A 22,309-nucleotide genomic window follows, 5' to 3' on the forward strand; every position below is an offset into this window, starting at 1 on the left:
ACCTCCTGAATGTGAGGCTCGCGCCGACCGCTTCCCGGTGGTGGCGGAGTATCTGGTGTAGTGGCGGCCAAATGTAGGCTGTAGCCGACAATCAAAACCAGCGCAAAGGCTTTTGGCCTCGTTGCTTGGTAAATGGGGGGTGAGATACTTTGCCCTCAGTTGGGGCGACTCAAGATACAAGGGTGGCAACCCCGGATTTTTCGGCGAACGAATGCCCGCAGGACTTATATCGCTCAGTCCGATCGATCTCGTGGGTTTGAAACTTATATTTGAGTCAGCAGGCCGTGGACGCTAATCACCGGCCTGCTGTTTTTGTTGTTTCTGGGTCTAGTCAAATTGGCAGTCAATTTGCTTGTCAATTTGACGAGATATTGCTATGGTATGTCTAACGAGATAAAAAGTCAACCGACAGTAGGAGATTTCCCTTTGACAACCTTTCTTCAAAAAACAGGTTTTTCTCATGAACGGCTGGCGGGCGCTATTTCCCATATTTCTGGGCAAGAAGTGTCAGCTAGTACGCTTCGGAGAAGAGCTAGAGAGGGGAGGGAAGGCTGGGAAAAACTGGCACTTAGTGGAATGCAGTGGCTTGCCTTGTGTCAGATATGTGGGGTTCCACCTGAAAAGCTCCATGAGTTTGTTAAGGCACCTGAAAAGTTTTTGCCTGCTGAACAGAACCTTGAAAATTAAATAGTTCAGCCTCCCTGATCGGCGCGATCGGAGAGGCTGATATTACACCTAGTATTGTCTAGTGCTGTTGTCTAGTGCTGCTGTCTAGTATTGTCTAGTGCTGTTGCCTAGTATTGTCTAGTGCGGGCGGAACGAACTCAAAAACGTTTGAGCATTCTGGGGGTAGGGAGTTGTCACCCAAAGTGAGTAAAAGCGATCACCAACAATGATTTGCCTCATTACCGTGGGTGGTACATTGGCATCTCTATGCTGTAAGTGGATCTCCACTCCTGGATCCCCATTTAGCCCAAAACTTCGCTTGCCGACAACTCTAAACTCTTGAAGGTTAAGACTGTCGGCAACATTTTCTAGGAATATCTGTTTCCCTTTATCGCTAATGAGTTCGGAATTCTGAAAACTCAATTGGCGTCTGATGTTGTAAAACTCATTCGCTGTTGTCACGGAGAAAGTCTGCTCTTGGGAGTTTCCTTTTTTCTCGACGGCACCCGGCACCAGAACAGAAAACCGCGCTTGTGGGTCTGAAAGCTGGCTCCAACCTTGAGTCTGAATCTGGGGGATGGGTTGCGGCGCCGCCACTATGATTGGCTGCCTCTGGATCAACACCGGTTGATGGATAGTCGTTACGGTCGCAGGAATTATGAACCGTTGGGTAGCCATCTGGTTGTTGAAATTCCGTGCCAGCCGCTCTAACTGGTCAGGCCTGCCCATAAAGTAGCCCAGTGCCACACATCCCGCCACTCCCAGCCACTTGCGCCAGTCGATTCGCCGTTTGAAGTTCATATGTTAAACCTGGTTTTCCTAGACTTTAAGCGATTTTAGCCGTCGGCGAAACCGGGCAACCACCGAAGTTTTTGCAAAAGTGTCCGAAATTTCGGACACTTTCTCCTACCTTCTGGCAAAGAGTATGGCTTTAGTTCGTATTTTCTGCGATGGCTCTTGCTCGGGAAATCCGGGCCCTGGTGGTTGGGCTGCTGTCCTGACCGTTCCAGGAAGACCCAACACCAAGATTGTTAGCGGTGGTGTCGCTCAAACGACTAACAACCGCATGGAACTGGCCGCAGCCATTGAAGGCTTGAAAGCATTGCACTCACTCTGTGAGGTTGAAATTGTTTCCGATTCCACATACCTTTGTCACACTATGACGAAAGGTTGGAAACGCAGAGCCAATCTTGATCTGTGGGAATTGCTAGATGCTCTTGTTTGCACTTTTCCTGTGACTTGGGTATGGAAGCCTCGGAATTCAACCCCTGAGTTAGTTACGTGCGATCGAGTGGCAAAAGAGCAATGGAACAAGCAAGCGGTGCATTAAGTGTGTTTCTTTGGTCTGATTTTCCACTTGGCCAGAGCGAAAATAATCCCAGTGGAGCCTAAAAAGTGTCCGAAATTTCGGACACTTTTGGTTTCTTATACAATCCAGGAGTTGCCAGCCTTAGTGACCCCTTTGTCAATCCTTTCCTCATCAGAAGCCCTGGTCACTATCAAAGACTCTAATTTGTCTATCAACTCTTGAGGTGCGCTCGTTGCCTCAAGATATTCGAGCACTTCGCTTGCAATTGGAGATTGTGCCAATAGGCGATCGCTCTCCCCATTGCTAATTGCGTAAGCTCGCACCCATTTAGTGACCAGATTGGAGCGATCGGCCGCTACCGGTATCAACTCTTTAAAAGCAGCCAGCAGCCACCGAGGTAGATAAAATTGTGCGAGTTCCCTTTTTTCGGCTTCTGGGAGCGGTGTTCGACCCCCTTTCCGTCCTCTGGGCGTCTTGGATTCTTTGCTGGTTAAGAGTTTTGAGGGTTTTGTCATTTATTTTGATTTTGCCTATTGCATATTCTATTTGATTGTGCCATAGTTGAAATCAAATAAGCAAGGGGCAATAGAGATGACGAACTTTAGAGTAGCGAGTGTTGATGGCTTTGGGGACAGGGATGACATTGCTTTAGCTAGAGATAAAAGTCAAGGGCAAATACTCGAAAACCAGGCTAATGAAAGAGTTGCAACTCATGCGAAATTGCTTGATGCTGGTGAATACGGAACTAATAGCGATGCTCAAAACATTTCACAAGTTGTGAAAGAAATGATTGAGAATGAAGTCGGATCGAAGCTCGTCTACAAGTCTTATGTTATTTGGGATGTAGATTCGATCGGTGAAGCTGTTACCGAAGCTTGCATTTGTCTTGGTTTGGGGGACGATGAATTTAGTCCTTGGGTAAATGATCAAGGTTTTGAAGTAGAAATAGGTCTTTACTAGGTGATGACAGTTGGATGAATCCCTGGCTGATTTTCCACTTGGCCAGAGCGAAAATAATCCCATCCATGCAAAAAGTGTCCGAAATTTCGGACACTTTTGTTTTGGAATTCAGATTTTAGATTTTAGATTTTGAGGCAACGCTTCAGCCTCCAAGCTTGCCGGGTGACGCCGGCAAGATCACGCTCTAACCAAGCACACCGGGTGATCGCAAAGTAGATCCTGCGATCACCCTTCCTTCACCAGTTGTTATTCAGTATACCGTATGGCAATCAAACTGAAGAAGTATGAACAGGCTCTGGCACTCCTCCCTGGATGCAGGGGCTTGGATAAATTAGTGCTCTACAACAATCTCAGAATATTGGGATACCGCTGGAGTACGGGCGATCGTAAATGGTCGCTTATGAGGTGAAATATGGCAGATTTCCCTCCTCGATGCCCGGATTTTTTCGAGAGCGATGATGAGTACCCCGACTTACAATGCCGGAAACTCGGTGCTAAACGATATCTGCGTCTGATTTACTCGGCCGATTATCGCTCCCAGTCCTGCATGGATGAAGACGATCCGAAAAATCTCCCACTGCCAGTCAATATTGTCACGATCGGGCGGCGTCTGACTTCAAATACCAAAGTCAAAATTCTACGAGCCTAGAGATTTACCCTACCAAGTATCAGATTCGGGTTTACCAGTTATTCGCCGAACTCAAGTATCACGGGTATCGGTACGACGTTAATAGTAAAAATTGGGAGTTTCAATCGAAATGGAAGGGCTCACGCCGGAACAGTTACTGACAATCCGCGACTATTTTCGTGAACCTGATTGCCATCAACCTCACGGTGAAGTTGTGGCGACGCAGTTGTTATCCGCAATGATTGCATCGGGCAAATACGACCTCGATGAATATCCTAGGCTCGCCGAAGCAGCCGTCAAGCTAACAACTATTTTGGCAGTTCGCTTCCACAACGAAGTGAGGCGTGAGGTGGAAGAAACGACAAGCCCAAAGTCTCCAGACTCAGAAAAAGATTTTACGAATTCTGATTCTGAGGTTTATGACCCCATTCCCTTCTAAATTCATGGCGGCACCTGCCTTAGTGGCGCGGCAATCCGGGCAGACGGGTGTTTCTCCCCATTCATTTAGTTGTGCGATCGTGTTTGTTCGCAAGGGCGATCGCTATTTTTTAGAGGTTTTTATTATGGTCGTGACTGTCCCGAATTCTGTCTCTACGGTTTTGGCTGATGTCTATGGTGCGGAGTTTGAGCGCGCCAGCCAGAAAGAGCGCCTTTTGTTTATAGAGGCGATCGCCTTTTGTTTGCGGGTTGATTGCGAATTTAACGAGGGCTTAGCGTTGATATTCGGCACCTATCCCAATCTGCCGATGAGCATCTATACCCCCGCCAAAATTCAGAGGAATGAAGGGCTTAAGCTGTTGGCAGTGCTCCAGGTGGCGATCGTTGAAGGATATGCCGCTCTTGCTTTCACAAAATAGAAAATAAAATGCTCCTCGGTTGCGACAACAACCAGGAGCCGATCACCTTAACAAGGAAGGATGATATGTTTACCGTAGCAAAAAATCCGCAAATAGATCCAAGAACTTTTAGAGAGTTAACCAAGTGGTCTGTCTACAAAATGTCAAGGGAAACTGGAATCCCCGTGCACAGCATTTATAACTATTTAAAGGAACCCACCGATCCGAAATACCGGGAGCCTAAGATTTACATAAAAAGACTATTCGGTGAGATATACTCACGGTTACACCCTGTTAAATAGTTGCAGCCCTCTCCCTTGTGGAGGGGGCTTTTTTGTGTGAATTTGAATCGATTTAAATCGATTTTGGTCAGTGACTAATTGTTGGTCTGTGGCTAGTACCCTTGGTATTGAATCCCTTCTAATCTTGGGTTATCGATTCAAATCGATTCAGAATCGATTCACTTAACAAGAGGACTAGATGGAACCTGAAACCGAGTATGTGATTGATGTTGACTCCGAGCAAATCGATTGTAGTGAACCAGAATCGATTGCTTGGTACTCAGCATCACAAATTCAACGCCTTCTAGATTTGAACAACAAGGCAGCATTACAGAAGGCGATCGCCAAACTAACAAGCATTTACTCCCTAGATATCAAGATTCTGCGACGTGGGGGGGCTCGTGCCACTGAATACTCTCAAATCGCTGTGGACGCCATCAAATTGCTAAATGCTCAAAAATTTGCAGAACTCCGCAAGTTAGTAGACAAAGTGTCTGAACCTTCTACTTTGACATCAGCGGCGATCGTATTCGTCGCCCCACATGACCAAATTGCTGCTACCGCTGCTACCGCTGCCGATGCTAATTTGTCCCACATTTCTTCCTTAAAATCGGGGTTGTTAAGCAATTACCGAGAAGCGGGGCGGGCATGGGGAAGGCAAGCTGCGGCCGAGTTGCAACTCGGATTCACTGAAGAAGTGGCGGCCGGTATTAAGAAACTTCAGGAATCGTAATTATGGCTTACTACAAAGTCAAGATTTTACGCTGCTACAACAGCCCAAAAATCCTAATGGTGACCGCCAAAAACTCTCAGCAAGCTATCCGCGCAGCGGCTGCCGACTTGAGAGCGGAAGGCGTCACAGATGCACGGGGGATTGAAGTAATTGGTCAAGTTAAAAGTTTGAGAGGGGATATGTGATGGAAAACGCCCAGGTTTTAGACTTTTTCGTTGGTGGCTCGTTGATTGAGTCTGGCGGATCGTTGATGCAGGAAAAATACAATATCAACGATGACATAACCACCTACACGATCGAGCAATGGGCAGACCTGCACGATCGCTCGGTGAAAGCAAAATGGTTCATTGACAACTATGACGAAATCAAGAGCAAATTTGAATTAGTAATTAATGGGCAGGTAAAATTTCGGCAATTTCAAGGCTGGCTTAACGAGAAAGGCTTTAAAGGTGCTTCCAAAATGAAGGAAGCCGAAATCAAAGCCTTGATCGCTGAAAATGATCATACCGAGGCGGTAAAGCAACAGGGATACTTATTAGAAAAAGAAAAGGAACGGGGGACTGCTGAAACTACCGAATTTAATCGCGGTATAGACGCTCAAATTCAACATTCAATCGATGCCTACAAAGCGAAAATTGACCAAGAGATTGCCGCTTTAGAAGGTAATCCACAGTTTCAAGCGGCGATTGAAGAATGGAAAGCCTCTAAATCTCAGGAATTAGCCTGGGCAACGGCCGCATTAAAAGGCGGAGCGCACGGGTTAGCTCATCCAAAGTTTGCGGGTGTCGGTAAACAGCAACCATCTTTTGGAGGGACGAGCTCTACTTGGACTTGGGGGCAGCGCGCCACACGTGCTACGGATACCGTAAATAGAAATGTGGCGCGAACTGTAAACAATGCTGTTTCTAATTTTGGGCGCGGTCTGGGAAAGGTTGGCCGATTCTTCGGAATTGGAGGTAAACAGTGAAAAGTGATTTCTGTTTCCTTACTGGCTGGTTTTGCGCGGGATTGTTTCTCAGCAATTTCACCTATCTCATCCCGCAATATTTCTGGTTGTGTACGATATCGGGCGTTGTTATTGCGATCGGGCTGTGTTTTCCCGGTAAAACTGAGATTTTGCGGCGGTGGTCAGCCGTGGGGGTTTTGGGCGGGATGCTGACAAACAACTGGGAATTACTGGGGAAACTGTCAGCGGTTCAGTTTGGGATTGGCGCGATAGCGATTGTTGCGATAGTTGGAGTTTCGATTGCAGTTATTGGGGCGATCGGAGGGGAAAATGGCTAAGTCATTCGCGATCGTCGGTGGCATGGTTTTTCTGCTGCTGTCGATCGCCCCAATTCCAACTAAACACTTTGCTTTACTACGAACTGTGGCCGCTGGTATCGGGGGCGGAGTCTTTACAGCCGGGTATTGTGTTGCGAAGGCTGATGAGAAGCGCGAACAGGAAATTGCCACAGAAAAGGCAAAAATCGAGGAAGATGCGGAGTTTGAGAGAGAGCAAGCTTTTAAAGACAAATTGGCGATCGCCGAATCTCAGAGGGAAGTATTGGTGATTGAAGCTAAGCAAAAAGAAGCAGCCCGCATCCAAGTCGCGATTGCTGACTATGTTGACGATGTTCGCGATGCCTATATTGCTGTTCAAGATGGCAAAGGACGGCTCGATAGATGCTCGCTTAGTCAACAACGTTCTCCCGATGTCAATCAACCTTCTCCTGATGACGACGAAACTGAAGAGACTGAGGCGGGAGATGTCGAAGAACCCAAAGTTATAGATGAAGGCGAATCGTTTGCTGCGAAAAAAGCAAAATTGATTAAGTTAATTGAAGGACACGAGGGCAGCTGGATCGGTCAATTAATGCAGAAGCCACTACTTGTTTATGGCGACATGGGCAGTTTTAAAGGTCATTTTGTAGGGTTTCTGAGCCTCTGCCGGTATTATTTGAGGGGACATCAAATCTTCTCAATCGCCGACCCTCACTTCCATCAAAATGAAGGTGCGTGTTGGAAATACTTGCTCAAGTTAGGCGTCCCCGGATATGGTGCACATCACAATTATAAAGCCGTTGGAGAACAGCTAGAAGCGATGTATGCTCGATTTGCGACTCGGACTTTGAAAGATAAGCCTTATACATCAATTTGGGATGAGGTTACGGGGTATGCCTTTGAGGAAGGGACTAAAGAGCCGGCCAAGAAATTAATCCAGAAAGTTATAGCCGATCCTAGAAAAGCTAACGAATGCCCCATCCTTATTGGTCACGCCAACACTCTAGCCTCTCTCGGTGGCAGTGAAGGGTTCAGTAAATCTCGTGACCGGGGAATCATTCAGCTTGAGCTTTACTCTGATTCTGAAAACAAGCCTTTGTTCAAGGGGACTTTATCTGGAATTAAAAATGCTGATGGCGAGTTTATCGATGCTCAAAAAGTATCTATTGCTGCGGAGTGGATTCGTCCAGAGTGGGTTTACAACCTGTTCAATAGTGGCGAAGAAAGTGTACAAGCACTTGATTGTGCTGCGAAACAAGAACAGCAATTCGCCAGACCAAACAACCGAGGAGAATTTCTCGAATTAGCGAGGAAGTGGCTCAATGATGTGTACGAAGTGGAAGTAGAAAACACTTCAGATACTACGCCTTGGGATGAAGTGCCGGAAGTACGATCCGAAGTGGAGCCGGAAGTGCGAGAAGTACCACGTTGCAAGGAATCCGGCGATTTCAGTAGTAATACTTCAATACTTCCAGAGGATGTACGATCGACCGCATTATCGAACATTTTGAGGCTTTTGAGCGAAGTGGGAAGCGCTTCAGACGAAGTGATTAGGTTGATACCCGTAAATCCAGATATGGCAGTTTGGCGGGGCATTCAATTACTAGGAAAAAGCGTAACCGCCGTGAGCCGAGATATTTTTAATACAGGCACAGGCGGAGCTAAATTCAATCAGGCAAAATTCTGGTACGAAGAATTAAAAAAGTTAAACTAGGAGGCAATTGTGGAAGTTTTAAGCAAGAACGGAAAGCCCTTGTACGGCGCCGCCAAACAAGCCGTGCTCAAACAGCAGTTGGCTTGGCAGCATGATGAAATTGAAGTATCTTTACTTTCAATTACCGATCGCGTTTCCCGCCTTGAACGGCAAACCAAACATTTACCTATTGCCGTTATTGTGGCTTTATTTGTGGGTTGCGCTGCGGGGAAAATTCTTAAGCCAGATTTGGCAGTCTTGGCTGTAGGGTGTGGTGGAGCGGGTGCGGGGATGATGGTGGCAATTGCGCGTCAAAAATGAGGTTAAAAATGAAAACACAAGCTCAAAAAGTGCTGGATGAATTTTGTCCGCAATGTGATTCACAAGAAATTAGGTATGATGAGGATTTTGGGTTTTACAAGTGTTTACATTGCGAGCATTGTTGGGGCTACGACGAAGATGACCCGGATGATGACGAAGTGGATAATTTAGGGAATGAAGATTTAAATTGATAGCGTAGCATTGCGAGGTCGCTTCTCGCTTCATTGTACGATCGTGAAAAAAGCGTTAAACAGCCCAGACAAGTTCCAAGTAGCTATAAACAAAATACTTGCTCAAGAATATAACGAGAGTGTAGGTAAAGCCCAAATTACAAAGATATTGAATCAATGGGAGAAAGAGGAGAAAGGTAATATCAAGGAAACTATAAACGCGATACTTACTTCACTTGACATACCTAAGTGGGCTAATTGGATTCATCGAAGATTTACTTGCGTTTTAGGTAGTTACTGGCTAGAGTCCAGTAGCAACAAGTCTGGAGACACTGTACTGGGTTGGTACGACGTTGAGCAATTTGAAGCTGAATCTTTGCCACTAGCACTTTATTATCAGCGATGGGATGAGGAACGATACTGTAAAGTTTTGGGTTGGGGGGAAACATGGGAAGCAAAGGGTTTTGTTGAAGCCGTCCAGTTACCTTTCATTTGCGGTTACGACGTTGAAGTTCCTGTAGAGGAATTGCAATTTTACTGCGAGCATGGGTATGCTTCTCCTTGCAAGCTTCAGTGGGAGCGAGTAGACAATCGAGTTCACACGGAAACAAACGGCTACTATGTAACCAGATCCATTATTCCCTATGGATTTTGGCAAGCTTGGAAGTGGTGGCCCGATGCGTGGGCTTGGTATTATGAGCGCCGCCCAGAGTTGTTTGAGGATGAAGTGCTCTGGAGGGCAAAAGAGTGGCCTATGTGGCATAGTCCTTCCGACAACCCCTACGCCGCTGTTCTTGGAACTGCCAGTAGGAATCGCCCCACATTTTTTCTGGATGATTGAGATATCATGATCTCATGCGTGAGAAATTAACAGGGACAACTAAGTGCAGAGGGACACTTGATCGGGAAGTGTCGCCCTGTCACGGCGGAAGTTGCGGGTTCGAGCCCCGTCTGTCCCGTTCTCTCGTAAATCGAAAGTTTAAAATACAAAGTTTAAGCTTTTAGTATTTTATTAATTGAGTAAGGAGGAGCGAAATATGACTGTTACGCTCATTAACCTCTCACCGGAAAAAACTACACAACGGGTAGTATTATCTAATATCAGTTGGCAGACTTACGAAAGCTTATTAGCAGAAGCAGGAGACAAGAGAGCCTCGCGATTTTCATACTCTCAAGGAGTCTTAGAAATTCTCATGCCATCCGACTTGCATGAAACTATTAACTGTTTGCTCAAACGGATTGTTACAGCTTTGACTGAAGAGTTGGACTTGAAGATTAAGGGATTTGGTTCAACGACTCTCAACCGTGAAGATTTAGAACAAGGTGCAGAACCGGATTCCTGTTTTTATATCCAAAATGTTGATCGCATTCTAGGGAGAAGGCTTGACATCTCAACTGCTCCTCCCCCAGACTTGGTAATTGAAGTTGATATTACCAGTCCTTCTTCTAATCGATTTGTAGTTTACACACAGCTAGAAATCCCTGAAGTTTGGCGGTATCGGGGACAAACTGTACAAATTTATCAATTGCAAAATCGGGAATATATTACCTGCGATCGCAGTCCGACATTTCCCATCCTTTCTGTAGCAATGCTCAATCAATTCTTGCAGATGGCAGAAACTCAAGATGACAATGCCATAATTCGGTCTTTGCGTCAATGGGCGAACGAGCAGTTGCGATCGCCCGAAAATGAGCAATAATATTTAACTTAATTTAACTAATTCCTTTCTCCCACCGACGATCGACTCCCAGCAGCGCTCAAAGGTGCGAGGAAAGAAAGGGTCGGGCGATCTGATATGTCAAAACCAGGACGATGGGGACGAGAATCGGAATAGCAACTAGCAATCCCCATTTGCCAAACCTAAGTTTTTGACCGTCCGATTTGAACAGGAAAATCACAGCGGCAATTCCCATAAGTATCCAGAGACCACCGAAGCCCATGAAGACTGTATAGCCTGCATCTTGCATTTTTTTTGACCTTTAATAGCAGTCCATCTTTAATGTTAGTTGCAGTCTGTTTCTGCGGACATCTTCTGATAGGGCGATCGAACTTATTAAATATGACTCATTTCGAGTTGGGTTGGCAGCGGCCCTGACTTTCGCACTCGATCCGCTGAGTTCGATCGCTCATAATAGTTGCTAAATCCGGCCTTCCCGTCAGCTTCAGCCGCCAGTCTGCCCAAATTCCGTACAGCCAATTGGCGATCGCCCCGAGCACTGGTAACTTAGTAACTGCATAAATCCATCCCATACCTAGAATCTCGTAGGTGCGGCGAAAAACCTCCACATTTTTAATTGCCGTACCGTCGGGTAACACCGCGTGAATCCGCCCCATCGCCGTTTCGTAGTCGATTCCGCCGTGGGCATCCGGGTTGTAGCCATCCTCCGCAATATCCACAAACGACACTAAACCTCGCCCCGCGTCGCGTTTTTTTAAGAAATTAACCTCCCGCACGCACAGAGGACATTCACCGTCGTACAGTAACTCAATCTGCCAAGCAGGCGCAACAGACTCGGGTGAAGGCGCAACAGATTCGGAAAACTCAGTTTTAGCAGCAGACATAGGGAAATATATTTTAATGTCATCGATCGCACACAAACATTTTACAAGCATCCATAGTTATCAGGTGCGGCTTCGGTACTCCTAAAGCAGTTATTTGTGGTGTGAAAAATAGTCCCAAAGGTCAATCCAGTCTTGGCCACCCGCAAGCTATTATCATCAAGATGCCCTTTCTTGCCTTGCCGGAGACTTTCGCCCGATCGCTCGTTAGCTCCGCGATCCGAAGGAAAGCCCTCGAAGACGATCGCCTATGATCAAACAATTCGAGGCAAAGCACCTGCCAAGCACAACTGTTAATTCGGCAACAAAATATAATAAAATTTAAAGTCTTAAACATCAGCTCTTTCCCCAACCAGCAAATCGCCCAATCTAAAAGCAAAAATCTACATGAATGTCAGAGTCCGTCTAGCCCCCAGTCCCACCGGAAACCTACACATCGGTACCGCCAGAACCGCCGTATTTAACTGGCTGTTTGCCCGCAACCAAGGGGGAAAATTCATCCTGCGGGTAGAAGACACAGACGTAGAACGTTCTAAAAGCGAATACACCGATAACATCCTCGAAGGACTCACCTGGCTGGGTATGGAGTGGGACGAAGGCCCGAGTTTTCAGTCCCAACGTCTGGAAATATACCGCCAAGCAGTCCAAACCCTTCTCGACAATGGACTCGCCTACCGCTGCTACACCACGTCGGAAGAACTCGACGAAATGCGGGAAGCACAAAAAGCCAACAAACAAGCCCCCCGCTACGACAACCGGCACCGCAACTTGACAAGCAAAGAGCGCGCAGCTTTTGAAGGCGAAGGGCGACAAGCTGTGATTCGGTTTATCATCGACGACGATCGCACGATTTCTTGGAACGACATGGTGCGCGACACCGTAACCTGGAAAGGTAGCGACCTCGGCGGCGATATGGTGATTGCCCGGGCATCCAGCGGCGGCGTCATCGGCCAACCCCTCTACAACCTCGCCGTAGTTGTCGATGACATAGACATGGGCATCACCCACGTCATCCGCGGCGAAGATCACATCGGCAATACTCCGAAACAAATATTGCTCTACGAAGCTTTGGGCGCGACAATCCCAGAATTTGCCCACACGCCACTGATTTTAAACTCCCAAGGACAAAAGCTTTCTAAACGCGACGGCGTAACCTCGATTTCTGACTTCAAAGATATGGGCTACCTGCCCGAAGCTTTAGTTAATTACATGACTTTGCTCGGTTGGACTCCGCCGGATTCAACGCAGGAAATATTTACACTGTCGGAAGCAGCAGAATTATTTACATTTTATCGAGTCAACAAAGCCGGTGCAAAATTTGATTGGGATAAACTCAATTGGCTGAACAGTCAATATCTGCACAAAATGCCAGTGCCGCAATTGACAGATTTGCTGATACCTTATTGGTGGCAGAAAGGCGGTTATGAGTTTGACTTGGAGGCAGACCGCCCCTGGCTCGAACAAATAGCTGCTTTAATCGGCCCGAGTCTCGTTCGCTTAACCGATGCTGTGGATATGTGTAAGGTTTTCTTCTCCACCACCGTGGAATACGAAGAAGAAGCACTCGCACAGTTGCAGCAAACAGGGGCTGCACAGGCTTTACAAGCAGTTGTAGAAGCGATGGAAAGTCATTCGTCCCTGACATCAGCGGAAGCTCAGAAAATCACTAAAAAGCTCAGTAAAGAGAAAAATCTTAACAAAGGGCTAATTATGCGATCGCTCAGAGCCGCTCTGACAGGTGCAATGCACGGCCCCGACCTGATAGAATCTTGGGTAATCCTTCACCAGCGAGGAACGGCTAAAACCCGTTTGCTTGATGCCATTAGCAACTTGAATTTGCCTGGTGTTGGTGTCGCGGACGAAACTCCTACCCCAGAACAACCACACGCAGAAACAGTCGCCGAAAGTTCTGCTACAGAACAGTCAGCAGTGGAGGTTTCAAAAGTCGAAACACCGACTATTGAAACAGTCGAAACCCCGGTTGTTGAACCATCAGCAGCAGAGGTTTCAGAAGTGGAAAAACTTGCGATCGAAACAGTCGAAACGCCGACTGTCGAACAAGCAGTGGAAGTTACAGCAGTCGAAATACCGACTTCAGAAACAGGCGAAGTGTCGGCTCTTGAACCAACCGACGGGGAGGTTGCAGCAGTCGAAATACCGGCTCTTGAAACAGCCGCAGCAGCAGTTGAAATACCTGCCGCCAACCAGCAAAAAACTATTGCGAGTGGAGAAATGACTTCATCAAACGAACCAGAAACAACCGTTATCATCACCGAAATTCCTGCCGGAAATGAAGCAGACAGTTCCAGCAATACCACAAAAGTCATAATTACCGACGAACCGCCAAGTCAGACCCAGCAGATCAAAGAACAAATTATCGCAATTTTGTCTGAGTTTCCCGCTTACATCGGCAGCTTTTACGAACAGTACAAAAGTCCCCTGACTGTTGTCGGTGTAATTTTAGCCTCGATTGTCTCTTTGAAAGTGCTCTTGGGCGTAATAGACGAACTCAACGACATCCCCCTGCTAGCACCCACATTCGAGCTAATTGGTATCGGATACGCGGGGTGGTTTATCTACCGCTATTTGCTGCGATCGTCCAACCGGCAACAATTAGCTCAAGAAATTCAAGCATTGAAAGAACAAGTTTTCGGCAAAAAGTCCTAAACTTTTGCTGGTAATTTGTTGAATTTGTGCCCGACACTGATAACTTTAAATAAGTTGTTGGTGTCGGTTTTTTTTGTAGGAATGGGCGATTGAAATCGCTGAGTTTACGGGAAAACAAACGAAGTCTGCCTACGCGAACTAATGGTTAATGGCTAATTCTTTGGCCGAGTGCGCCACAAGACGATCGCAGCAGATCCAAGGGCGATCGCACAACTCAAAACAAAGGAAAATACAAACGGATACCACAGGATTAAGGGTGCGGGGACGTGGTTTTGTCGCAGCGTCTCGAAGAGTTTGTCTGTGCCGCTTGATGCTGCAATTCCTCCGGCTGCTAAACCGACACCGATCGCCTGTATTGTGCTTTCTAGGCGATCGTCTCGGTTTTTCTCTGCTAATTCGCTCTTGCGGAGTTCTATTTGATTGGCGCGATCGCTCCGGGCTTGTTCTATTTCTACTCTCCCTCGGATGAGGCGATCGCTTGTTCGATTAAGCCTGTGCCGTGTCGGAAATATCCTAAGTCGCCTGCTATTTGCGATCGCATATATGGAGCAGTTTTTCTACTGAAGTGATTTAATATAGATAGTTCTTCCTCATCGCTTTCAACTTTAGCATAGATTTGATATAAGTTCTTAACATAATTGTTAAGATTTATCGCAATTGTATTACTGTAATCTTCTAATTTTGTCAGCCTTTGAGTGTAAGTCAATGCTGTTTTCAGTAGCTTTTTCAACTCGTCCTTAAATTCCTGTAAATTGTCGGTAGTCAAAGTGCTGTCTAGTTCATCTATTCGCTGCTGCAACCAATTAACATTATCCTCCACTTGTCGGTAAAAATCAAACAGTATGCGGTGAATTTGCCTGCTGTTGTGAAAGGCTTTAATAATTTTAGTGCGGTAGTGGCGTTGCATAATGGAGCTATGAAATCAGGGGAGAAACGATGCAGTGTTCAGAATGTGGCTCGACTAATATCAGTAAAAATGAGAAACAGAAAGGTAAACACTCATCACCTCTGCAAGGAGTGCAGACGGCATTTCTTTGATACCTATTCTCCGCCTGCAGGATACTCGGATGAGTTTAAGCGTGAGTGCCTCAGAATGTACGTCAATGGCTTAGGGTTTCGAGGGATTGAACGGGTCAAAGGGGTTCATCATACGACCGTGATTACTTGGGTCAAGCAAGTGGGTGAATTACTTCCTGATGCCTATGCTCTTGAAGTCGGTGAACTCTATGAACTGGAAACTTTTGTGAAGTCAAAAAAAACAAAATCTGGCTGTGGACGGCGTTTGACCACTTTAAGCCAGGGATCTTAGGCTGAGTTTTAGGCGATCGTGCGTGCTGAGATCTTCAAGCCTTTGTGGACAGTTGTGGCAACCTGGCAGTGCTACTTCTATGTCACCGATGGGTGGTCTGTTTATCCGGGTTTTATCCCTGAAGGCGACCAGATTGTGAGTAAAACTTACATGACCCGAGTGCAAGGGGGAAAACACTCGCTTACGCCATTATCTGGCTCGATTACATCGGAAGACATTGTGTTATTCCAAATCAGTAGAAATGTTGGCGCATTCAATTCGATTGTTACTTCACTACCTCAAGTTCCCAGAGGTGCCCATTCCTCAGCCCATCATAAACTGATTCAGCAACGCGGTAATAAATCTGAAACCCGTTACCTGTAAAGAGTCAAAGTAAATCGGGATGACAGGATTTGAACCTGCGACCCCCTCGTCCCGAACGAGGTGCGCTACCAAGCTGCGCTACATCCCGAAATTAGTCACTATATTTTTACCCTATCATACTCAAGTCAAAATTGAGCAAGCTCGTATATAATTATTTTATAATTATTTGTAAAATACTACTCAGGCGGAGACAGACGTGACAGTTAAGCCCCAGTGGTTGCGAGTTAAAGCCCCCCAGTGGGAGCGCGTCGGCAACGTCAAAGAAATTTTGCGGGATTTATCCCTAAATACGGTTTGCGAGGAGGCGTCGTGTCCGAACATCGGCGAATGCTTCAACGCAGGTACTGCGACATTTTTGATTATGGGGCCGGCTTGTACCCGCGCCTGTCCTTACTGCGACATCGATTTTGAGAAAAAGCCTCAATCTTTAGATCCCACAGAACCCCAAAGATTGGCGCAAGCGGTTCAGCGGCTCAAACTCAACCACGTCGTGATTACCTCTGTCAACCGGGACGATTTGCCGGATGGGGGGGCGTCTCAATTTGTCGAGTGCATTCAAGCAGTGCGATCGACGATGCCCGATACAACTATAGAAGTTTTGATTCCCGACTTGTGCGGCAACTGGCAAGCTTTAGAAATCATTCTCGCAGCCCGACCAGAGGTACTCAACCACAATACCGAAACCGTAAAGCGACTTTACCGGAAGGTGCGACCGCAAGGAAAATACGATCGCACCTTGGAACTATTGCAGCGAAGCCGCGAACTCGCACCTGGGGTTTACACCAAATCCGGCATCATGGTGGGACTCGGAGAAACAGACGCCGAAATTCGGGAGGCAATGCAAGACTTGCGGGCTGTCGGCTGCGATATTTTAACAGTTGGACAGTACCTGCAACCGACTCAAAAGCACTTGAACGTAGAAAACTTTGTGCCTCCAGAACAGTTTGATGCTTGGAGAAAGTTTGGCGAATCTTTGGGATTCTTGCAGGTTGTCGCTTCTCCCTTAACTCGCAGTTCCTATCACGCCGAACAGGTAAGAGAACTGATGAAACTTTACCCACGCTAGCAATTTTAATTTGAGTTGACTCGCGCCCGTTAGCGAAGCCCTCGAAGAGGATCGCACCATTCTCACTAAAACCCGATCAACCGGGTAACAGCGAGGAAAAACTTGCGCTTGATATGCAGACCCAGGGCCAAAAACCCGGTTTCAGATGCTGGTGTTCGGGGCGTGATGTTAAGCGGGAAGCAGTAGCCAACAGCCATTGGTGACAAGTTAAGACTTAATTGCATTTGTCAATCAGTAATACTACTCAAAAAAACAGCTTTTTTAGGAGTGGAAAATTTACGATTTGAGAGGGAGTAGGTATAAACATCATGGGAGGCATGATTCCTCGATCGCCCACATCTCAGTTTTATGCCCAAAATCCGAGTAAATGTTGAGCCTAGTTGCTGATTGGCAAATGCTTTCTTAGCTTAACTTGTTACCAATGGCCAACAGCAAAAAAAATATCAGCCGATCGCCGCCTCAAAGTCGCGACTTAGGCAAAAGAGATCCAGAAACCGGGTTTCTTGCTCAAACTTCTAGGTTTTAATCCAGAAATTTGAGGAAGAAACCCGGTTTTTGCGTCAGTCAATAACTCGGTACTGCGGACTATAGCAACTCTGAAGCTCATATGCTGTAATGGATTAAACTTCTGCGCTCACAACAGCGTATTTAATCAAGAGCGCCGAGTTATATAAAGTTTTATTAAAAAAATGGCTAATTTTCCGAAGTGATCGGGAACCAGGTTATTGGTGATGAAGATTAACTTAACTTCTGACTAACGTCACTTGTTTCTAGCCAGTCACTATCTATACTAGCTACATAAACAAAGAAGTACAACACACTTTTCGGGCCTTCAACCTGTTACATCAGAAAGTTCTTAGCGTTTTCCAGAATCTTGGTAAAACAAGTGGGGCAGCAAAAGTTCTATCGAACAACAGCAGAAAAGTCAGAAAAGTTACTAAAGAAACACAAAGCGGTGATGCTTCGTCTTAACCAAATGGGCATCTTAATTATAAATAACCGCTAAGCGTAGCATCTTTTCACCCGGAGCAACTGAGAAAATCACTATGCCAGCCACCTCTTTTTACGCTGAAGCTGAATTCGACGAACAACTGCGAGTCAATCCCTTGCAAGGTGATGTGTTGGATGAAGATGCTGAAGAAGCTGGAGACGAACTGCTCGACCAAGACCCAGCAGAGACAGAAGATGCAGACCCAGCAGCCAAATTGCAAAAAAATGCCAGCCGTCGCACTACAGATTTAGTGCGCCTGTACCTCCAAGAAATAGGTCGGGTTCGTCTCTTGGGTAGAGACGAAGAAGTCTCGGAAGCTCAAAAAGTTCAGCGCTATATCAAATTGCTGGAATTACGCAACACCGTCGCCTCCCAGGAAGAAGGGCTAATTGGGCGCTTCGTGCATTTAATTGAGGTGCGCGATCGGTTAGCAGCACAGTTGGGACATAAACCTTCCCTGGAACGCTGGGCATTAACCGCCGGTGTCAGTGACGTGCCAGAACTCAAGCGAATTATGTCTGAAGGCAAGCGCCAGTGGGCCGAGTTAGCCGAGATGACGGTCGAGACGATCGAAAGAATTCAAGCTGAAGGCGTCGAAGCTAAAGACCACATGATTAAGGCGAACCTGCGCCTGGTGGTTTCGGTAGCGAAAAAATATCAAAATCGCGGTTTAGAATTGCTCGACTTAATACAAGAAGGTACTCTGGGACTGGAGCGAGCTGTAGAAAAGTTTGACCCGACGCGGGGCTATAGGTTTAGCACCTATGCCTACTGGTGGATTCGGCAGGGAATTACGCGGGCTATCGCCACTCAAAGCCGCACCATTCGCCTCCCCGTCCACATCACCGAAAAACTTAACAAAATCAAAAAAGCCCAGCGCAAAATTTCTCAAGAAAAAGGTCGGACAGCTACGATCGAAGACATCGCTGTCGAGTTGGACATGACAGCGCCCCAAGTCCGAGAAGTTTTGTTGCGAGTACCCCGTTCTGTTTCTTTGGAAACTAAAGTGGGCAACGAAAAAGATACAGAGTTGGGCGACTTGCTAGAAACCGACAGCATCTCCCCAGAAGAAATGCTGATGCGAGAAGCTTTGCACCGCGACTTGCAGCAACTGCTGGCAGATTTGACCAGCCGCGAGCGAGATGTAATTCTGATGCGCTTTGGTTTGGGTGACGGACACCCCTATTCGCTGGCAGAAATCGGTCGCGCCCTCGACTTGTCCCGCGAGCGCGTCCGTCAAATTGAAGCCAAAGCTTTGCAAAAACTCCGCCAACCTAAGCGTCGCAACCGCGTCCGCGACTATCTGGAGTCTCTGACTTAAATTTGGCCGGTCAGTCAGCGCGATTAATCAGGGAGCAAGGCATTTGGCACTTGTGCAGAAGGCATGAGGCATTCGGCAGAAGTAACAATATTTACTTCTCAACCACTTCTCTGTCCTCTGCAGCAAGTCAATCGATTGCGCGATTTTAGATTTTAGATTTTAGATTTTAGATTTTAGAATTGAAGCATTGACCCCACGCATAAATTCGGGGGGCAAGTTTCATCCGATACAGGTTTTTTATTTCTGGGTCCTGAGTCTCCGAAGGAATGAATCCGGGCGCTTGTATCCTGGATGCTTTCATTCATAAAGCTGGTTAAAAGTCAAACAATATCAAAAACCAAATTTTTTTCTCAATCTTTTTTCAATAAGCTGCGATATTTGCAAAATATCTCGATCGTTGTGTATTATTGTCAATAGGCAGACTTTCTTGAGAGGGTCACAATGGCACTTTACACCGCGTCTTCATTCAAATCCGAACTCAATGACAAAGGCTGGCGGATGACTCCCCAACGGGAAACCATCTTGCACGTGTTTCAGAACCTCCCCAAAGGCAATCACCTGAGTGCGGAGGATTTGTACACTTTGTTAAAAAATCGCGGAGAAAATATTAGCTTGTCCACCATTTACCGAACTTTAAAGTTAATGGCAAGGATGAGCCTCCTCCGCGAACTCGAACTAGCAGAAGGTCACAAACACTATGAAATAAACCAGCCTTACCCGCATCACCACCACCACCTAGTCTGCGTTCAGTGCAACAGAACGATCGAATTTAACAACGATTCGATTTTGAAAATTGGCATGAAGCAAGCTGAAAAGTCTGGGTTGCACCTGCTAGACTGCCAGCTAACCATTCATACGGTGTGTCACGAAGCTTTGCGGATGGGATGGCCGTCTTTGGTTTCCAGCAATTGGTCTTGTCCGAGGTCGATCGCCCACAACGGCAGCAGCGCCCCGGATTCAATCGAGTGACATTACACTATTTTCGCATTTCAAGTATGACTTGTTACAACTTTTAACAAAACTTGGTAGCCCAAGTGCGATCACAGTTACGCGGAAACCGGGTTTCTTAGGAAAAATACATCATTTCAGGAATGAGCCGGAAACAAGAAACCCGATTTCTTTGATGTAGCGTCCGCAAGCGTGGGGCTAAAAAGTTTGGCTCAACAAATCGTCGCTGCTGATCCCGTAACTGCGCTGAGCTTGATCGAGAGCGTCTCTCGTCGAAGTATCCAAAACTCCGCTGATCGAGCCTGTGTAAAAGCCGAGGTCTTGCAGTCGCCTTTGTAATTGCTGAATGCTCGATCGAGAGTTGGAACTGCTGCTAATTGGAACAGCAGAAACAGCTACCCGCCCAGCTAATCCGTTTTGGATCGCAGCCAAAGTCGCCGGAGTGGCAATACCCGTCGCCGGTGACAAATTGCGTTCCTGCTGAAACGACAGCACGGCAAACTCGGTCTCGGCTCCAAATACTCCGTTCACCGGGCCGGGGTTTTTGCCCAGACTTCTGAGCGTAGACTGAAGCTGTCGGACAGCAGGCCCAGTATCGCCCCGTCGCAGACCAGCGGCAATTTGCGGCACAGGCGCTGCAGCCTGCCTGTTGCCTTGCCGCAAAGCTGATCGAGTGCTGCGATCGACTCTTCCAGTCCCGAACATCCCGCTATCTCTCTGAAAGCGGATCAAAGCTGCCTGAGTTGGTCGATCGAACCAACCGTGAATCTGGCTCCTGTAATAACCCAATTCTTGCAGCCGCCGCTGGACAAATTCTACTTGTCGGCCTCTGTCGCCCAACTCCAGAAAATCTCCGGCATTACTCTGTTGGTCATCTTCCTCAGTCCAGGAGGTAATTTCAGCTTGCCTCATCTGGGCATCAATAGCAGTCAAAGTAGCAGTGTCAGCGCAGCCGTCAGAAACCAGATTGTAATCTTGCTGAAAACGAGTCACAGCGTAGAGAGTGCGTTCCCGAAACTTACCGTCAACGCCACCTTCAAAATAGCCCAAAGCTTTTAATTGTCGCTGGATCAAGTCTACCGTCGCTCCTCTGTCTCCGAACCGCAGCCCCTTGCAACCGCCATTTCCCGAAATATTCTCTGGAAGCGTAACGGGGGGAACAGACCGAGTGGAACCAAACAGCAAAGCTAAAGTTTGCCTATCGGCAATTCCAGTTACCCGCAGTCGATTAATTCGCTGGAAGTATCTAACCGCATTTTGAGTAACTTCGCGAAAACTCCCTGTGGGATGGGCACTGAAGTAGCCTAGCTGCTTCAACCTGCGCTGGAGAGCAGAAACATCTGCACCCGCGTTTCCAAAACGCAGCTCCCGATAATTTGTATAAATAGTATTAAAAGGTCGATCGTCCCTGGCAAAACTGTTGAGTGCTATCACAGTAGCTCGATCGGGCCTACCAGTCAGCGACAGTTGATAGTCTCGCTGAAAGTTAGCCAGCGCTTGTTGAGTAACCGGGCCGAGTTGACCTGTCGAAGATCTGGGAAAATAACCGAGTTCCCGCAACCTGTCTTGAACCGCTCGCACATTCGGATATCCCGGATCTATTTGAGCAAAAGCCGAACCGGCTGCACTCAAAACCGACAGCATCAAAGCCAGAGATAGCAAACGGACGTAAGCCTGACTCGATAGGTTTTGCCACTTGGGCTCATCAAAATTTTTCGACTCTGCGGGTGCTTCGCAAACAAGAGCAAGTTCGAGGTAAGCAAGAGATTCCATAATTTTTTAGTGTGAAATTGTGGGTGGGTTGTGTGAGCAAACTGCCAAAAATGATTTTTGGTACGCTTGGCTTGGATTCTATCAACGCTAAGTTCTACTTGGAAAGCGCGAAGCACCCGTGTTTATAAAAAATTTACTGTCAAAAATAATTACAGGTAACACCCAAGATAGCATTGCTGCTTCTAGAGACGCGAGACTCAGCAAAAAAGTTTGCAGGCATAGTCTTAGCCTTTAAGGCCAAAAGACAATAAGTTCTGGGGTAGTGCTGGCTAATATTTTATCTGGCTGCCGCAGAAATTACCACAAGACTTGGGCGCAGTTTGTCATCATCTTAATTGGTTATCTGGTAAAGAGCCTGAAATAGCAGTTTTTTTGCTGGGGGGGTGACAAAGAGGTCTACGAGATAGACTGTATAAGGGTTGCAGCCCGCATACCTTGTTGATAAAAGCGG

26 protein-coding genes, 2 tRNA genes and 3 pseudogenes are annotated in these 22,309 nt (G+C 46.9%); 24 read left to right on the forward strand and 7 right to left on the reverse strand.

Features of this window, described 5'->3' with window-relative positions; all coding sequences use genetic code 11:
* Positions 1-426 precede the first annotated feature (426 nt).
* Positions 427-687, forward strand: coding sequence for a hypothetical protein (locus tag QUA36_RS21240; RefSeq protein WP_333459003.1), 261 nt, complete (start codon positions 427-429; stop codon positions 685-687).
* 117 nt (positions 688-804) lie between these two features.
* Here the strand turns inward: QUA36_RS21240 and QUA36_RS21245 are convergent, their stop codons facing one another.
* Positions 805-1,467, reverse strand: a complete 663-nt coding sequence (locus QUA36_RS21245) for a hypothetical protein (RefSeq protein ID WP_333459004.1) — start codon at positions 1,465-1,467, stop codon at positions 805-807.
* Between the two features lie 124 nt (positions 1,468-1,591).
* Between QUA36_RS21245 and QUA36_RS21250 the strand changes: the two genes are divergently transcribed.
* Positions 1,592-1,996 (forward strand): ribonuclease H, encoded by a 405-nt coding sequence (locus QUA36_RS21250; protein ID WP_333459005.1) that lies wholly within the window; start codon positions 1,592-1,594, stop codon positions 1,994-1,996.
* A 95-nt stretch (positions 1,997-2,091) separates the two neighbouring features.
* Here the strand turns inward: QUA36_RS21250 and QUA36_RS21255 are convergent, their stop codons facing one another.
* Positions 2,092-2,490, reverse strand: coding sequence for a hypothetical protein (locus QUA36_RS21255; RefSeq protein WP_333459006.1), 399 nt, complete (start codon positions 2,488-2,490; stop codon positions 2,092-2,094).
* Between the two features lie 76 nt (positions 2,491-2,566).
* On the opposite strand from QUA36_RS21255, the gene QUA36_RS21260 reads away from it, so the two are divergent.
* The 15 genes from QUA36_RS21260 to QUA36_RS21330 all read left to right on the forward strand — a co-directional run bounded on the left by QUA36_RS21260 (position 2,567) and on the right by QUA36_RS21330 (position 10,560).
* Positions 2,567-2,935, forward strand: coding sequence for a hypothetical protein (locus QUA36_RS21260; protein ID WP_333459007.1), 369 nt, complete (start codon positions 2,567-2,569; stop codon positions 2,933-2,935).
* Between the two features lie 262 nt (positions 2,936-3,197).
* Positions 3,198-3,344 carry a hypothetical protein gene (locus QUA36_RS21265; RefSeq protein WP_333459008.1) on the forward strand — a complete coding sequence of 49 codons (147 nt, stop codon included), beginning with the start codon at positions 3,198-3,200 and terminating at the stop codon, positions 3,342-3,344.
* Positions 3,345-3,347: 3 nt separating this feature from the next.
* The gene (locus QUA36_RS21270; protein ID WP_333459009.1) at positions 3,348-3,584 is read left to right on the forward strand and encodes a hypothetical protein; all 237 of its coding nucleotides are present in this window, start codon (positions 3,348-3,350) and stop codon (positions 3,582-3,584) included.
* 109 nt (positions 3,585-3,693) lie between these two features.
* A complete protein-coding gene (locus QUA36_RS21275) occupies positions 3,694-4,002 on the forward strand; it encodes a hypothetical protein (RefSeq protein WP_333459010.1) in 309 nt (102 codons plus the stop codon).
* Complete coding sequence (locus QUA36_RS21280; protein WP_333459011.1) at positions 3,983-4,420, forward strand: hypothetical protein; 438 nt, start codon at positions 3,983-3,985, stop codon at positions 4,418-4,420. Before QUA36_RS21275 ends, QUA36_RS21280 begins: the two co-directional genes overlap by 20 nt.
* Before the next feature lie 459 nt (positions 4,421-4,879).
* On the forward strand, positions 4,880-5,413 hold the full coding sequence (locus QUA36_RS21285; protein WP_333459012.1) for a hypothetical protein: 534 nt from the start codon (positions 4,880-4,882) through the stop codon (positions 5,411-5,413).
* 2 nt (positions 5,414-5,415) lie between these two features.
* The gene (locus QUA36_RS21290) at positions 5,416-5,598 is read left to right on the forward strand and encodes a hypothetical protein (protein WP_333459013.1); all 183 of its coding nucleotides are present in this window, start codon (positions 5,416-5,418) and stop codon (positions 5,596-5,598) included.
* Positions 5,595-6,380 (forward strand): hypothetical protein, encoded by a 786-nt coding sequence (locus QUA36_RS21295; RefSeq protein WP_333459014.1) that lies wholly within the window; start codon positions 5,595-5,597, stop codon positions 6,378-6,380. The genes QUA36_RS21290 and QUA36_RS21295 overlap by 4 nt, the downstream gene beginning before the upstream one ends.
* Positions 6,377-6,697, forward strand: coding sequence for a hypothetical protein (locus QUA36_RS21300; protein ID WP_333459015.1), 321 nt, complete (start codon positions 6,377-6,379; stop codon positions 6,695-6,697). Before QUA36_RS21295 ends, QUA36_RS21300 begins: the two co-directional genes overlap by 4 nt.
* On the forward strand, positions 6,690-8,390 hold the full coding sequence (locus QUA36_RS21305; protein ID WP_333459016.1) for a hypothetical protein: 1,701 nt from the start codon (positions 6,690-6,692) through the stop codon (positions 8,388-8,390). The genes QUA36_RS21300 and QUA36_RS21305 overlap by 8 nt, the downstream gene beginning before the upstream one ends.
* Before the next feature lie 9 nt (positions 8,391-8,399).
* Positions 8,400-8,690 (forward strand): hypothetical protein, encoded by a 291-nt coding sequence (locus QUA36_RS21310; RefSeq protein ID WP_333459017.1) that lies wholly within the window; start codon positions 8,400-8,402, stop codon positions 8,688-8,690.
* 8 nt (positions 8,691-8,698) lie between these two features.
* Positions 8,699-8,881, forward strand: coding sequence for a hypothetical protein (locus QUA36_RS21315; protein ID WP_333459018.1), 183 nt, complete (start codon positions 8,699-8,701; stop codon positions 8,879-8,881).
* A 43-nt stretch (positions 8,882-8,924) separates the two neighbouring features.
* Positions 8,925-9,701, forward strand: a complete 777-nt coding sequence (locus QUA36_RS21320; RefSeq protein ID WP_333459019.1) for a hypothetical protein — start codon at positions 8,925-8,927, stop codon at positions 9,699-9,701.
* A gap of 32 nt (positions 9,702-9,733) precedes the next feature.
* A tRNA-Asp gene (locus tag QUA36_RS21325) sits at positions 9,734-9,819 on the forward strand.
* 78 nt (positions 9,820-9,897) lie between these two features.
* Positions 9,898-10,560, forward strand: coding sequence for a Uma2 family endonuclease (locus tag QUA36_RS21330; protein ID WP_333459020.1), 663 nt, complete (start codon positions 9,898-9,900; stop codon positions 10,558-10,560).
* A gap of 58 nt (positions 10,561-10,618) precedes the next feature.
* On the opposite strand, the gene QUA36_RS21335 is transcribed toward QUA36_RS21330, so the two are convergent.
* Both QUA36_RS21335 and QUA36_RS21340 read right to left on the reverse strand, forming a co-directional pair.
* The gene (locus QUA36_RS21335; protein WP_333459021.1) at positions 10,619-10,828 is read right to left on the reverse strand and encodes a hypothetical protein; all 210 of its coding nucleotides are present in this window, start codon (positions 10,826-10,828) and stop codon (positions 10,619-10,621) included.
* A gap of 97 nt (positions 10,829-10,925) precedes the next feature.
* On the reverse strand, positions 10,926-11,423 hold the full coding sequence (locus QUA36_RS21340) for a DUF393 domain-containing protein (protein ID WP_333459022.1): 498 nt from the start codon (positions 11,421-11,423) through the stop codon (positions 10,926-10,928).
* A 384-nt stretch (positions 11,424-11,807) separates the two neighbouring features.
* Between QUA36_RS21340 and gltX the strand changes: the two are divergent.
* The 3 genes and pseudogenes from gltX to QUA36_RS21355 form a co-directional block, all read left to right on the forward strand.
* Positions 11,808-13,250 (forward strand): annotated as a pseudogene (gene gltX, locus QUA36_RS21345) (glutamate--tRNA ligase); the annotation flags it as partial.
* 402 nt (positions 13,251-13,652) lie between these two features.
* Positions 13,653-14,087 carry a CAAD domain-containing protein gene (locus tag QUA36_RS21350; RefSeq protein WP_333161778.1) on the forward strand — a complete coding sequence of 145 codons (435 nt, stop codon included), beginning with the start codon at positions 13,653-13,655 and terminating at the stop codon, positions 14,085-14,087.
* Between the two features lie 148 nt (positions 14,088-14,235).
* Positions 14,236-14,556, forward strand: a complete 321-nt coding sequence (locus QUA36_RS21355) for a hypothetical protein (protein WP_333459023.1) — start codon at positions 14,236-14,238, stop codon at positions 14,554-14,556.
* Here the strand turns inward: QUA36_RS21355 and QUA36_RS21360 are convergent.
* A complete protein-coding gene (locus QUA36_RS21360) occupies positions 14,539-14,994 on the reverse strand; it encodes a hypothetical protein (protein WP_333459024.1) in 456 nt (151 codons plus the stop codon). The genes QUA36_RS21355 and QUA36_RS21360 overlap by 18 nt on opposite strands.
* Positions 14,995-15,023: 29 nt before the next feature.
* On the opposite strand from QUA36_RS21360, the pseudogene QUA36_RS21365 reads away from it, so the two are divergent.
* Positions 15,024-15,718: pseudogene (locus tag QUA36_RS21365) on the forward strand (IS1 family transposase).
* A gap of 55 nt (positions 15,719-15,773) precedes the next feature.
* Here the strand turns inward: QUA36_RS21365 and QUA36_RS21370 are convergent.
* Positions 15,774-15,847, reverse strand: a tRNA-Pro gene (locus tag QUA36_RS21370).
* 102 nt (positions 15,848-15,949) lie between these two features.
* Between QUA36_RS21370 and lipA the strand changes: the two are divergent.
* The 3 genes and pseudogenes from lipA to QUA36_RS21385 all read left to right on the forward strand — a co-directional run.
* Positions 15,950-16,825, forward strand: a pseudogene (lipA, locus tag QUA36_RS21375) (lipoyl synthase); the annotation flags it as partial.
* 1,046 nt (positions 16,826-17,871) lie between these two features.
* Positions 17,872-19,137, forward strand: coding sequence for an RNA polymerase sigma factor SigC (gene sigC, locus QUA36_RS21380; RefSeq protein ID WP_333210576.1), 1,266 nt, complete (start codon positions 17,872-17,874; stop codon positions 19,135-19,137).
* A 441-nt stretch (positions 19,138-19,578) separates the two neighbouring features.
* Entirely contained in the window at positions 19,579-20,106 is a 528-nt protein-coding gene (locus QUA36_RS21385) for a transcriptional repressor (protein WP_190742311.1), read from the forward strand.
* A 177-nt stretch (positions 20,107-20,283) separates the two neighbouring features.
* On the opposite strand, the gene QUA36_RS21390 is transcribed toward QUA36_RS21385, so the two are convergent.
* Positions 20,284-21,858: a peptidoglycan-binding protein gene (locus QUA36_RS21390; RefSeq protein ID WP_333459025.1), complete on the reverse strand. Its 1,575-nt coding sequence runs from the start codon at positions 21,856-21,858 to the stop codon at positions 20,284-20,286.
* Between the last annotated feature and the right edge of the window lie 451 nt (positions 21,859-22,309).

The sequence above is a fragment of the Microcoleus sp. Pol10D4 genome, from assembly GCF_036701555.1.
GTDB lineage: Bacteria > Cyanobacteriota > Cyanobacteriia > Cyanobacteriales > Microcoleaceae > Microcoleus.

Excerpts from the sequence above, each read along its gene's own strand:
- QUA36_RS21245 (WP_333459004.1), bottom strand. The coding sequence starts at position 1,467 with ATGAACTTCAAACGGCGAATCGACTGGCGCAAGTGGCTGGGAGTGGCG.
- QUA36_RS21250 (WP_333459005.1), top strand. The coding sequence starts at position 1,592 with ATGGCTTTAGTTCGTATTTTCTGCGATGGCTCTTGCTCGGGAAATCCG.
- QUA36_RS21255 (WP_333459006.1), bottom strand. The coding sequence starts at position 2,490 with ATGACAAAACCCTCAAAACTCTTAACCAGCAAAGAATCCAAGACGCCC.
- QUA36_RS21260 (WP_333459007.1), top strand. The coding sequence starts at position 2,567 with ATGACGAACTTTAGAGTAGCGAGTGTTGATGGCTTTGGGGACAGGGAT.
- QUA36_RS21265 (WP_333459008.1), top strand. The coding sequence starts at position 3,198 with ATGGCAATCAAACTGAAGAAGTATGAACAGGCTCTGGCACTCCTCCCT.
- QUA36_RS21270 (WP_333459009.1), top strand. The coding sequence starts at position 3,348 with ATGGCAGATTTCCCTCCTCGATGCCCGGATTTTTTCGAGAGCGATGAT.
- QUA36_RS21275 (WP_333459010.1), top strand. The coding sequence starts at position 3,694 with ATGGAAGGGCTCACGCCGGAACAGTTACTGACAATCCGCGACTATTTT.
- QUA36_RS21280 (WP_333459011.1), top strand. The coding sequence starts at position 3,983 with ATGACCCCATTCCCTTCTAAATTCATGGCGGCACCTGCCTTAGTGGCG.
- QUA36_RS21285 (WP_333459012.1), top strand. The coding sequence starts at position 4,880 with ATGGAACCTGAAACCGAGTATGTGATTGATGTTGACTCCGAGCAAATC.
- QUA36_RS21290 (WP_333459013.1), top strand. The coding sequence starts at position 5,416 with ATGGCTTACTACAAAGTCAAGATTTTACGCTGCTACAACAGCCCAAAA.
- QUA36_RS21305 (WP_333459016.1), top strand. The coding sequence starts at position 6,690 with ATGGCTAAGTCATTCGCGATCGTCGGTGGCATGGTTTTTCTGCTGCTG.
- QUA36_RS21315 (WP_333459018.1), top strand. The coding sequence starts at position 8,699 with ATGAAAACACAAGCTCAAAAAGTGCTGGATGAATTTTGTCCGCAATGT.
- QUA36_RS21330 (WP_333459020.1), top strand. The coding sequence starts at position 9,898 with ATGACTGTTACGCTCATTAACCTCTCACCGGAAAAAACTACACAACGG.
- QUA36_RS21335 (WP_333459021.1), bottom strand. The coding sequence starts at position 10,828 with ATGCAAGATGCAGGCTATACAGTCTTCATGGGCTTCGGTGGTCTCTGG.
- QUA36_RS21340 (WP_333459022.1), bottom strand. The coding sequence starts at position 11,423 with ATGTCTGCTGCTAAAACTGAGTTTTCCGAATCTGTTGCGCCTTCACCC.
- QUA36_RS21350 (WP_333161778.1), top strand. The coding sequence starts at position 13,653 with ATGACTTCATCAAACGAACCAGAAACAACCGTTATCATCACCGAAATT.
- QUA36_RS21355 (WP_333459023.1), top strand. The coding sequence starts at position 14,236 with ATGGCTAATTCTTTGGCCGAGTGCGCCACAAGACGATCGCAGCAGATC.
- QUA36_RS21360 (WP_333459024.1), bottom strand. The coding sequence starts at position 14,994 with ATGCAACGCCACTACCGCACTAAAATTATTAAAGCCTTTCACAACAGC.
- sigC (WP_333210576.1), top strand. The coding sequence starts at position 17,872 with ATGCCAGCCACCTCTTTTTACGCTGAAGCTGAATTCGACGAACAACTG.
- QUA36_RS21385 (WP_190742311.1), top strand. The coding sequence starts at position 19,579 with ATGGCACTTTACACCGCGTCTTCATTCAAATCCGAACTCAATGACAAA.
- QUA36_RS21390 (WP_333459025.1), bottom strand. The coding sequence starts at position 21,858 with ATGGAATCTCTTGCTTACCTCGAACTTGCTCTTGTTTGCGAAGCACCC.